Origin of the sequence: Dendronalium phyllosphericum CENA369, from assembly GCF_016056275.1 — a bacterium.
In the GTDB taxonomy this organism is placed as follows: Bacteria; Cyanobacteriota; Cyanobacteriia; order Cyanobacteriales; family Nostocaceae; genus Dendronalium; species Dendronalium phyllosphericum.
Genome location: NZ_JAECZA010000231.1, coordinates 66,270 through 76,785, shown reverse-complemented (window position 1 = coordinate 76,785; position 10,516 = coordinate 66,270). Strand labels below are relative to the sequence as shown.

The following is a 10,516-nucleotide window of genomic DNA, read 5'->3' as shown; positions in this document are numbered from 1 at the left end:
CATCTGCCTTTATCAGGTTAATCAACTCTTCGACTCCTTGTGCTTCTGGGACTTTTTTAATTTCTTCTCTGCCACGGTACAAGGAAATATAACCAGGGGTCTTGCCAACATAACCATAATCGGCATCTGCCATTTCTCCGGGACCATTAACGATACAACCCATGACTGCTATATCCAACCCAGTCAAATGCTTGGTAGCTTCCCGAACTTGGTGCAGCACTGACTCTAAGTTGAACAAAGTGCGTCCACAGGAGGGACAAGCGACATATTCCACCATTGTTTTCCGCAATCCTAAAGCTTGCAGAATGCTGTAACAAACAGGAATTTCTTTTTCTGGTGATTCTGTCAGTGACACCCGAATTGTATCGCCCAACCCATCAGCAAGCAATGTGGCAATACCAGCTGTAGATTTAATTCGCCCGTATTCACCATCACCAGCTTCTGTAACACCCAAATGTAACGGATAATCCATACCCAGTTCATCTAAGCGCTTTGCCATCAAGCGATAAGCGGCTACCATCACAGGTACGCGCGAGGCTTTCATCGAAATTACTAAGTTACGGAAATCTAAAGATTCACAAATGCGAATAAATTCTAAAGCTGATTCCACCATTCCTTCTGGGGTATCGCCGTAAGTAAATAGCATTCTTTCAGCGAGAGAACCGTGATTAACTCCAATTCGCATTGCTTTACCTTGGTCGCGCAGAGAAATCACCAGAGGTGCTAAAGTTTCACGAATTTTTTCACCAATTTCATCAAATTCGGCTTTACTATATTCTGTTCTCTTAGAATTTGGTTTTTCAAACACATATAACCCTGGATTAATCCGCACCTTCTCGATATGTTTGGCGACTTCTAGGGCAATTTTCAGACCATTATGATGGACATCAGCAACAATTGGTACGTCTTGGTAAGTTTTAATTAATTTTTGTTTAATTTCCGCCATCACTTTAGCATGACCCATACTGGGTACTGTGACGCGGACGATTTCACAGCCAATCTCGTGCAAACGACGAATAGCAGTTACGGAACTATCAACATCAAGAGTGTCTTCGTTAATCATCGACTGCACCACAACGGGGTAGCCGCCTCCAATGGTGACATTTCCCACCTTTACAGGTCTAGTTTTACGCCGCTTGATAGTCGTATCAAAGGTGGGTTGACTTACTGTGGTGTCAGGTGTTGTGGGCGTGGGCAGAGTTTGCATAACCTTATTAGGTAAATTTGCTGTAGCTAAAATATCAGATTGAAAAGTCTCTGTTTTTCAGATTGCCACAGCAGGAGCTTTTTTGAACTATGAGGTAGCAAAAAAGAAAAGAAAAAGAGATGATCTTATCCAATGTATACAATTTGATTTGAAGAGCGATCGCGCTTTTACTGAGTTATATATGTTTCTTTAAATGCAGTTTCTCTAAAAACTTGCTTGTATTCCCATACTTCGGCACTATATGAGTTCGCAATCTTCTCGTTCTGACAAAATTCTGGTTGTCGATGACTCTCCTGATAATGTGTTTTTGATCAAAACGATTTTGGAGGAAGAAGGCTACACGATTAGCACGGCAGAAAACGGTATTTCAGCATTGGCACAACTACAAGCATCGCCTTGCGATTTGGTGTTGCTGGATTTGATGATGCCAGGGATGGATGGGTACGAAGTCACAAGGCGGATTCGAGGGGATATGAAGATGCAGCAATATATTCCTATCTTGCTAATTACTGCCCACGATGCGCCTAATGTGGCACACGGATTAGACTTGGGTGCTGATGATTTTATCCGCAAACCGGTAACTGTAGATGAATTGCTGGCAAGGGTGCGATCGCTGCTGCGTTTGAAGCATAGTATTGATGAACGCGATGAAATTGCCCGCCAGCGAGAAGATTTTGTTTCTCGTCTCACCCATGATTTACGCACTCCCTTGGTGGCGGCCGATCGCATGTTAATGCTGTTTGGACAGGGTGCTTTGGGCACTTTATCACCGCAAATGCAAGAAGTAATTACCATCATGGCTCGTAGCAATCTCAATTTGCTGAGTATGGTCAATACTTTATTGGAAGTTTATCGCTTTGAAGCAGGTCGTAAAACTTTAGCGTTTCAACCAGTCGATTTAGCTAAGTTGCTAGAAGAGGTAGCCGGAGAATTAACACCTCTAGCACAAGACAAAGCCTTATCTATCAATCTGGATTTTTCAGAGGAATCAACCGCGATCGCAGTTATGGGCGATCGCTTGGAATTACATCGTCTATTTACTAATCTAGTGGGTAATGCGATTAAATTCACTGAATCTGGTTCAGTGACTATTCGCCTCACCGCTATACTTTTAAGTAACAAAATTCCTGGCTCTGAGTTATCTTTGGCTTCTACTGTTAATGACTACATTACGATTGAAGTTGCGGATACAGGCCCAGGTATTCCTCTTGAAGAACAAGCCAGCTTGTTTGAACGATTTCGTCAAGGCAGCCACAAGAGTTCTGGCAGTGGTTTAGGATTGTATCTTTCTCGCCGCATCGTCGAGGCACATCAAGGTACTATTATTATCAATTCAGAGTTAGGTAAAGGTAGTGTATTCATTGTTAGCCTACCAATCAAACAGTGAGTAGATTCTAAATTATGGTTTCTACAACTTATTTGCTAGTTGAAGAAGAATTTAGAAGTCAAAATTAATTAGTGTGCCAAAGCCCCACTAACAGTTAGAATTACCAAATCTATTATTTATTGTGGAGTTCACATTTATCGGCAACTTCGCACAAAATTTAATTTTTTCTTTTGGCTACTGACTATTAAACTTTTGATCGGTAAAATATTTCTAATTATATAAAATATTGTGACTAATAACTCATCTAATGTTATTGATGTTATCCAAAAACAACGGGATTTTTTTCAAACGGGCAAAACTAAAGATATATCCTTTCGCATTGAAAAACTTAAAGCTCTTAAACAGGCAATAGTTGAAAACGAACAATCAATAATCCAGGCTTTACAAGCGGATTTACACAAGCCAGAACTAGAAACTTATATCGGAGAAATTAGTGTAATTAAAGAAATTGATTATGCTATTAAACATCTTCATAACTGGCTGAAACCCAAAAAAGCAAAAGTTTCTGTAGAGTTTTTTTCCTACTCAGCCAGACTTTATCCAGAGCCGCTAGGAGTTGTTTTAATTATTGGTGCTTGGAATTATCCCTTTAATTTAATTATCTCACCTTTAATAGGTGCGATCGCAGCTGGTAATTGTACAATTATTAAACCTTCAGAACTTGCTCCTCATACATCGCATTTAGTAGCTAATATTCTTAACAAATATTTCGAGCCAGAATATATTGCCGTCTTAGAAGGAGGTGTAGAAACAAGTCAAAAACTACTTGCAGAAAAATTCGATCGCATATTTTTTACTGGTAGCACAGCCGTAGGCAAAATAGTCATGGCAGCGGCAGCAAAACATCTCACACCAGTTACTTTGGAATTAGGAGGTAAAAGTCCTTGTATTGTAGATAGTGAGATTAATCTGGAACATACAGCAAGACGTATTATTTGGGGCAAATTTCTCAACGCTGGACAAACTTGTATAGCACCAGACTATCTTTTAGTTGACCAAAAAATTAAAAAAAATTTGGTCAATGCTTTACAGAAATGCTTAAAAGAATTTTATGGACATAATCCAGCAAATAGTCCTGATTATGCTAGGATTATCAACCAAAAACATTTCGAGCGATTGGCAAAGTTTCTTGAAGATGGTGAAATTATCTTTGGTGGAGAAACAAACCCTTCAGAACGTTATATTGCTCCCACACTGCTCGATAAAGTTTCCTTAACTGCTACTGTCATGCAAGAGGAAATTTTCGGCCCGATTTTACCTATTATTGAATACAGAGACATTACAGAAGCGATCGCCTTGATTAATTCTCAACCAAAACCTCTAGCTTTATACTTATTTTCGCAAAACAAAAACCTGCAAAAGCGAGTTTTGCAAGAAACTTCATCAGGTGGGGTTTGTATTAACGATACAGTTTTGCAATTTGGTATCTCATCTTTGCCATTTGGTGGAGTTGGCGACAGCGGTATTGGTAGCTATCACGGCAAAGCGAGTTTTGATACCTTTTCACATTACAAAAGTGTATTGCAAAACTCATTCTGGCTAGACTTAAATTGGCGATATGCTCCCTACAAAGGTAAATTGTCTATACTCAAACGACTTCTTGGTTGAAGGAGTCATGAGGAAGATGAGGGAGATGAGGGAGATGAGGGGGATGAGGAAGACAAGGGAGACAAGGGAGAATAACTTGCGACTTCTGACAACTGACAACTGACAACTGACCCTTTACCCAAAAGCTCTGCTGTAACGCTCCTCCGCCCAAGGTTCGCCACGGCGGTGGTAGCCATTACGCTCCCAAAAACCAAGTTCCTCTTGATTAAGAAACTCTAAACCATTGATCCACTTAGCACTTTTCCAAGCATAGAGGTGAGGCACAACTAATCGCATCGGCCCGCCGTGTTCTGCTGGTAATGGTTCCCCAAATAATTCAAAGGCAAAGAAATTTTCTTCCCGAACAAAATCTTCCATTGAAATATTAGTCGTGTAATCGCCGTAGCAGTGTTCCATAACATGCACTGCTTGGGGATCTACCTCAATCAAATTCATCAAGTCTACTACCTTAATACCAGTCCACTTGACATCCAACTTTGACCAGCGCGTTACACAGTGAAAGTCTGCTGTGAATTCATTGTGAGGTAGCGCGATAAAATCTGACCAAGTTAAGAGAATGGGTTTAGCCAAACCCCAAACTCGAAATTCCCAATCTTCAGTGCTGACTTGGGGTGTTGCACCATAGGTTAATACAGGAAAGCCTTTAGCTAAATGCTGACCGGGAGGGACGCGATCGCCTTGTTCCTGATTTGGTTTATGAAAAAATTTACTTGGCATACTATTTTAAAAGTTGGGAGTAGGGAATAGAGCGCAGGTAAAGGAGAATTTTCATCCTTTGATTGCACGCTAAATAGCCCATACCTCCAAATAATTTACTATTTATGCGATCGCTAGATCGTCAGTCATAAGTACAAGGTAATGGTAATTGAGAACAATTACTCATTACCAACTTCTTATCAACCCAATTAGTTTTTGGGAACTAGCTTTTATTGATGAGGAATTATTCTTCTTCCTCTTCTTCAGCAGTTGGATAGACAAATGTAGAACGTCCAGTCAAAATCGACTTGCCTAGGGAGATAGCTTTTTGAGCTTCTACAGCGGCTTTATGTCTCCAGGTAGCTCGACGTTTATCTCGTTTAGATTTGGATGTTTTCTTCTTAGGAACAGCCATGATAGCGGATATCGCAATTCTTGACAACCTTTTTATTCTAAGCCATCAACTCGACTAACCCAAAATATTGGGGATTGGGGATTGGGTACTGATTATTTTTCTTGTCTCCCTCATCTCCTTCATCTCCCTCATCCCCCTCATCCACCTACTTTTGTGGCTCACTAGCAGGAACAGGATTTGCTAAGGCTGGGGGTGCTGTGGGAATAGCGATCGCTGCTGCTTGAGTTGGCCCATTTTTGTCAAACATTAGTAGCGATCGCGCAGTTTTGAAGTAAGTTGCCCAACGTTGAGCATCGGGTCGCGTGCGCCATTGTTGGCGGCTAACTTCTAAGGATAAAACTGGTGCGATCGCGCCATCATTTTGTACGGAGACAATAATTGAAGTGTCTGTAACTAAAATATCTTGGTCGAAACTACGTTGAGCGGCTGCTCTAGCAGTTGCTTCCGCTCTCCGCAGTATGGTTTCGTAGTTTTCGTCTGGCAGTCTGTCAATAGTCAGGTCTACTCTGGCGGTATAAGCTTGCACAATCTGAGGTGCGACCGTTTCTGCTACAAGCCACACGGGTACTGCGGAGAAAATTAAAACCATTAACGGAAATATCCGGATCTTCTTGGCAATTTGGCTAATAACTGAAAAAGAAACGATCGATGATAGTAGGTAAGTAACGCTCCTGGTCATGGCTTTATGGCTCCTTATTAATGAACTAAAATTTGAATTTTTTGACTGTATATTCCGAAAAAACAACGTAATTTTAAATACTTAAAATTAATAGTTCAATGACAATCTCCTAGACTATAAGACATAGGTTAGCTTTGTTTTTTCAGCAAAGCCAACCGCAATTTTAGGCAAACATATAACAACCGACAAAGAGCGGGATGGCAAATTACTGGGCGATCGCGATTGGCATAAATCAATATCAGTTATTTCAACCTTTGCGTTGCGCTCAAGCAGACGCTGAGGTGCTAAGTAAATATTTGGCTGATGAAGCAGGTTTTGCACCCCAACGCTGTCTGTTGATGACAGATACTTCGCCGCCAATTGGGGATAGATCCACGTATCCGACAAAGGAAAATATTCTTTTATTACTGGAGGATTTGACAGCAACGTGTTGGCAACCTCAAGACCATCTATGGTTATTTTTTAGCGGTTATGGAGTTAACTACGAGGGTCAAGATTACTTGATGCCAGTGGAAGGTAATCCCGAACTAGCACCGGAGACTGGCATAGAAGTGCGATCGCTAATGCAAAGTCTGCAAATAGCCGAACTTAACGTGTTGCTGCTGCTGGATATCAACCGTGCTTCTGGCACTCAAGCAGATGCTCCCACTGGTCAAGAAACCATAGAACTAGCCGAAGAACTACAACTTGCGTCAATTGTTTCTTGCCAACCAGACCAATTTTCCCGCGAAAGCAGCGAACTAGGTCACGGATTCTTTACCGCAGCTTTGTTAGAAGCTTTGCGTGCTGGTAATGGCAGCAGCTTGGAGGATCTAAAAAACTACCTCAGCATTCTCACCCCAGAATTGTGTCAACATTATTGGCGACCCATACAAAACCCTGTAACGGTCATACCAACTGGCGATCGAGATATTTTGCCCAGTGTTGGAATTCAAAGCGATCGCGTAGAAGTTCCCAGCACAATAGAACCCAATGAAGTAGAACCAATTATTTTCCCCCAGGAAACCTTTGCTGTTGCACTTGCAGCACCCTCCCTCGAAGAAAAGTCCCCGATAACTTCAGCCAAGTCGCAAAAATTGGGTATGTGGGGAGAATCAGTAGAAACTAACTTAAGTAATTTCCAGCAGCCGAAATCGTCATTCACATCAGGCAGTGAAAAGTTTGAGCAACAATTTCCATCAGCAACAGAGCAGTACTTCAATCAGCCACCCCAATCAGTTGCACCGTCTCAGGAAGTAGGAGGCAGGTTTCTCCCCAATGTTCCCCAACCCCATATCACCCGCTTGCCTGCAAATAAGGAAAACACGGAATTGTGGAAACAGTTTTTATTTTGGGGCGGAGGTACAATCCTGGTAGTAGCTTTAATTTCTATAGTTATTCTCCGCAATCAAGTAAAATTGCTGCAAAATAGACAGCTAGCGCCCGAATCATCCAATAATGCGCCAAATGTTCGCTCAATATCGCAGACACCTTCAATAATTCCACCACAAAACCAATCAAGCGCCCAAATAGCCATTAATTCCGAGTCAAAAAAGCAAAATCAAGCATTGCTAGACCTAGCGAAAAAGTCTCTCAAACAAACTCAAGCTAGCGATTTGAGGTTGGCGATCGCTACTGCCCGTAAAATTAAACCAGGCGAACCGCTTTACGAACAAGCTCAGGAAAATATTAAGATTTGGAGCCAGATGATTTTAGATTTGGCAGAGGGTCGTGCCAAACAAAGGCAGTACGCCAGTGCCATTGCCGCTGCTCAAGCGATCGCCAAAGATGACCCGCTTTATCCCCAAGCACAAGCAGCAATGAATCAGTGGCGTTTACAGGCCAAGCAGTACCTCGGTAACAGAACTCTTCTAGATGCCGCTAATCGCTTAATTGAGCCAGGACAAGCATCTACTTATAATCGTGCCATCGAAGTAGCCAAGAGAGTGCCACAAGGTCAACCAGGCTTTGATATGGCACAGAAATCGATTAAGAACTGGAGCGAAAAAATTCTAGATATAGCCAAAAGCCGTGCCGACCAAGGAAACTTTACAGCAGCAATTGAAACCGCTGCTTTAGTTCCAGAGGTGACAGCCGTTTACGAAGATGCTCAAGAAGCCATCCAAAAATGGCAAGCAAGAAAAATTAAAAATTAAAAATTACAAAATTTAAGAGTTAGGAGTTGTTCGTCAACTCCTAACTCTTAAATTTTGTACAAGAGATTAATCGCGTCTCTACCTTGTATTAGCAATATTGCGATACATCTTCGCCGCATTCATCGGCTAGATAGCAAAGTGCTCTAAAACGCAAACCAACCACTTCATCATATAAGGGATTGAGTTTACACATGGGCGGAATGTGAAACAGGGTTTTCCCAAATAATTTGATATCGCGCTCAAAAGGACATTGAGAAGGAATCAGTTTACATAGACGGTGAGCTAATTGGCGATCGCGAATTTGAATGCTGTCTACTCGCCGCCGCAGGGGTTGGAGAATGTCATGGTAAGTCTTGGATACTGGACTTTGCAACTGGGCTAGATGGGTGTTGCTAGTTTCTGCACGATCGAGCGAAACCCAGCTTGCAAGGAAAATCTTTTTTGTGGTATTATCGAATACCTTCATGATTAAGCCTCTGTGTTATTGAGGGTATTCACCTGGCCGATGAATACATATAATGTGGCAACGATCTTTAGCAGAAGAATCGTGTCCTGACTGAGATACAATATGAAGTCCAAACAGCCACTTAAGTCAGAACCTAAATTATTATTACGTCAAGTTAATCGCAATTTCCCTAGGATCGGTAGCGTAATAATACGATCTTGTTCATAACTTGACACAGTTTAAATTTTAATAAAGACATCTATCATTGGACGGATTTTGGTTTATAATTCACAAAACTTAACAAAATCACTTTTTACCAAAATTTTAGGTAAGCACAAGTATTAGAGATGAAAATAACTTTGCCGAGGGAGAAGGGAAGGCATACAAACTCCTGTATTTAAACATCAAGCAAAGTTAAAGGTGTATTTCGCTCCGTAGTACGAGAAATACGGTGTTGAAGTTTTCTGCGCGTAACCTTTAGTTATCCGGCGAACAACCCTTAGCATTAGCGCAGCCATTGCTGGTGCAACTAATACAGAACTCTTATTTGATTATGCGAAGTTAGGTAGACCTTTATTCTTTCTTTAGTATTCCCTATTCCTTGTCTTTTGTCTCCTGTTCATTGTTCCCTGTTTCTACGAACAATCCAGGAATCAAATCAGATGCTATGTCGTCTCAGCTGCAACTTTGAGCGCTAATCGCCAAAATATGCTAAGTAGAAGGCAGAAGGCAGAAGGCAGAAGGCAGAAGGTAAATGCCAGCTGATGACAGGGTTTCACTGGTTGGCATTTTACATTTAATTATGTCCACCTACTTAATAGTTCTTTTTCTGGTATTCCTTACCTAGATTTCTTGGGGGTATTCGCTTCCATTGCCCTAATCGGATTAATTTTTCGGGTGAGACTGCTCTGCTATGCCTACTTTATCCAGATGTGCGCGCAACTCGACTTTGCCAGCAGTTATACAGTTTCACTTTCAGGCGGAGGGCAAAGGGGCAGAGGAGAAATTATTTGTATCTTTGATTCGATGAAATGGTCTAGGCTTATTTTTTATATGCCAAGTGTTTTAGGGCATTTGCCCTTTGGGTTTCCACTGACTTTATGTACTTACTTCTAGTTTATCTTTCGATCGTTGAAAGCGATCGCATCTCAAGGTTAGGACTTAGGCAAAATTATGAAAGAACGAACCGCAAAGACGAGCCAGTGCGTTGGGCGGCTCTTTAGCTATACAAGCATTAGTAGTTGTTTCCGTACTGGTTTAGGTATATTACCGTATCAGATTTTGGCAGTTCTTTCCTACCTCAACTGCTTTAAGCTGAAAGCACTTGTTCTGTCGTCAGGGTCAATTCTGTGAAGATTTGAGAAACAATGTTTTGGTTTCCAGTAAACACAGTTTGCTTGTAACTACCTCGATCTAGCAGACACACTGTCACCCGATTTTCCAGAGGGTCAACTATCCAATACTCTCCAACACCGATAGCCGCATACTCAGAGGTTTTTTGGTTATAGTCCCGATCGATAGATTCAGGACTTACTACCTCAACTATCAGATTAGGGGCAGTCTTGAGAATAGCCGAGGTATTTTGAATACTTTGTGCTTGTTCGTTGGTAATTACACAAACATCAGGTCGCCTGGGTTGTTTGTTGGTCAGCACTTCTGTACCGTTGAGACGAGGTTGTAAAGGCAGTCCCATTTTTTGAATTTCTAAAAAGAAGCGAACTAACAATAATGTGATAATCGCTTCATGCTTGCCAGTACTGGGAGGCATTTCTACTAGCACTCCATCTTCAAGCTCATAGTGCTTGTCTGTACCGTCATTAAAATCTAAGTACTCCTCAAGAGTAGTAATTTTTGTCGGTGTTTTAGTCATAGCGATCGCCTCTGCAAGCTATGAGCGAGTGATTTTACACTTATGATAGGAGGTTTGGTTTAATCAAGCCGTTT

Annotated in this window: 10 protein-coding genes; 4 read left to right on the top strand and 6 right to left on the bottom strand. The window is 41.5% G+C overall.

The features are described from left to right. Positions 1 to 1,207: (E)-4-hydroxy-3-methylbut-2-enyl-diphosphate synthase (ispG, locus tag I8752_RS26435; protein ID WP_214435199.1), on the bottom strand; the 1,207-nt coding region annotated here is incomplete at its 3' end. 241 nt (positions 1,208 to 1,448) lie between these two features. On the opposite strand from ispG, the gene I8752_RS26430 reads away from it, so the two are divergent. Both I8752_RS26430 and I8752_RS26425 read left to right on the top strand, forming a co-directional pair. Further along, a complete protein-coding gene (locus I8752_RS26430; protein WP_214435198.1) occupies positions 1,449 to 2,594 on the top strand; it encodes an ATP-binding response regulator in 1,146 nt (381 codons plus the stop codon). Between the two features lie 225 nt (positions 2,595 to 2,819). Further along, positions 2,820 to 4,202, top strand: coding sequence for an aldehyde dehydrogenase (locus tag I8752_RS26425; RefSeq protein WP_214435203.1), 1,383 nt, complete (start codon positions 2,820 to 2,822; stop codon positions 4,200 to 4,202). A gap of 114 nt (positions 4,203 to 4,316) precedes the next feature. Here the strand turns inward: I8752_RS26425 and I8752_RS26420 are convergent, their stop codons facing one another. The 3 genes from I8752_RS26420 to I8752_RS26410 all read right to left on the bottom strand — a co-directional run bounded on the left by I8752_RS26420 (position 4,317) and on the right by I8752_RS26410 (position 5,992). Beyond that, complete coding sequence (locus I8752_RS26420; RefSeq protein ID WP_214435197.1) at positions 4,317 to 4,919, bottom strand: sulfite oxidase-like oxidoreductase; 603 nt, start codon at positions 4,917 to 4,919, stop codon at positions 4,317 to 4,319. Positions 4,920 to 5,142: 223 nt separating this feature from the next. After that, positions 5,143 to 5,313 carry a 50S ribosomal protein L32 gene (gene rpmF, locus I8752_RS26415; protein WP_096558475.1) on the bottom strand — a complete coding sequence of 57 codons (171 nt, stop codon included), beginning with the start codon at positions 5,311 to 5,313 and terminating at the stop codon, positions 5,143 to 5,145. A 145-nt stretch (positions 5,314 to 5,458) separates the two neighbouring features. Continuing rightward, entirely contained in the window at positions 5,459 to 5,992 is a 534-nt protein-coding gene (locus I8752_RS26410; protein WP_214435196.1) for a hypothetical protein, read from the bottom strand. A 197-nt stretch (positions 5,993 to 6,189) separates the two neighbouring features. On the opposite strand from I8752_RS26410, the gene I8752_RS26405 reads away from it, so the two are divergent. Beyond that, complete coding sequence (locus I8752_RS26405; protein ID WP_214435195.1) at positions 6,190 to 8,127, top strand: caspase family protein; 1,938 nt, start codon at positions 6,190 to 6,192, stop codon at positions 8,125 to 8,127. A gap of 88 nt (positions 8,128 to 8,215) precedes the next feature. Here I8752_RS26405 and I8752_RS26400 read toward each other — a convergent pair whose 3' ends face one another. Then, the gene (locus I8752_RS26400; RefSeq protein ID WP_214435194.1) at positions 8,216 to 8,593 is read right to left on the bottom strand and encodes a Mo-dependent nitrogenase C-terminal domain-containing protein; all 378 of its coding nucleotides are present in this window, start codon (positions 8,591 to 8,593) and stop codon (positions 8,216 to 8,218) included. A gap of 1,079 nt (positions 8,594 to 9,672) precedes the next feature. Between I8752_RS26400 and I8752_RS38185 the strand changes: the two genes are divergently transcribed. Beyond that, entirely contained in the window at positions 9,673 to 9,795 is a 123-nt protein-coding gene (locus I8752_RS38185) for a hypothetical protein (protein ID WP_263986232.1), read from the top strand. An 86-nt stretch (positions 9,796 to 9,881) separates the two neighbouring features. Here I8752_RS38185 and I8752_RS26395 read toward each other — a convergent pair whose 3' ends face one another. Further along, positions 9,882 to 10,442: a Uma2 family endonuclease gene (locus tag I8752_RS26395; protein WP_214435193.1), complete on the bottom strand. Its 561-nt coding sequence runs from the start codon at positions 10,440 to 10,442 to the stop codon at positions 9,882 to 9,884. Between the last annotated feature and the right edge of the window lie 74 nt (positions 10,443 to 10,516).

What these genes read in the sequence shown, in the direction of transcription:
- I8752_RS26420 (WP_214435197.1), bottom strand. Translation starts at nt 4,919, where the DNA reads ATGCCAAGTAAATTTTTTCATAAACCAAATCAGGAACAAGGCGATCGC.
- I8752_RS26400 (WP_214435194.1), bottom strand. Translation starts at nt 8,593, where the DNA reads ATGAAGGTATTCGATAATACCACAAAAAAGATTTTCCTTGCAAGCTGG.
- I8752_RS26395 (WP_214435193.1), bottom strand. Translation starts at nt 10,442, where the DNA reads ATGACTAAAACACCGACAAAAATTACTACTCTTGAGGAGTACTTAGAT.
- I8752_RS26405 (WP_214435195.1), top strand. Translation starts at nt 6,190, where the DNA reads ATGGCAAATTACTGGGCGATCGCGATTGGCATAAATCAATATCAGTTA.
- rpmF (WP_096558475.1), bottom strand. Translation starts at nt 5,313, where the DNA reads ATGGCTGTTCCTAAGAAGAAAACATCCAAATCTAAACGAGATAAACGT.
- I8752_RS26430 (WP_214435198.1), top strand. Translation starts at nt 1,449, where the DNA reads ATGAGTTCGCAATCTTCTCGTTCTGACAAAATTCTGGTTGTCGATGAC.
- I8752_RS26410 (WP_214435196.1), bottom strand. Translation starts at nt 5,992, where the DNA reads ATGACCAGGAGCGTTACTTACCTACTATCATCGATCGTTTCTTTTTCA.
- I8752_RS38185 (WP_263986232.1), top strand. Translation starts at nt 9,673, where the DNA reads ATGTACTTACTTCTAGTTTATCTTTCGATCGTTGAAAGCGATCGCATC.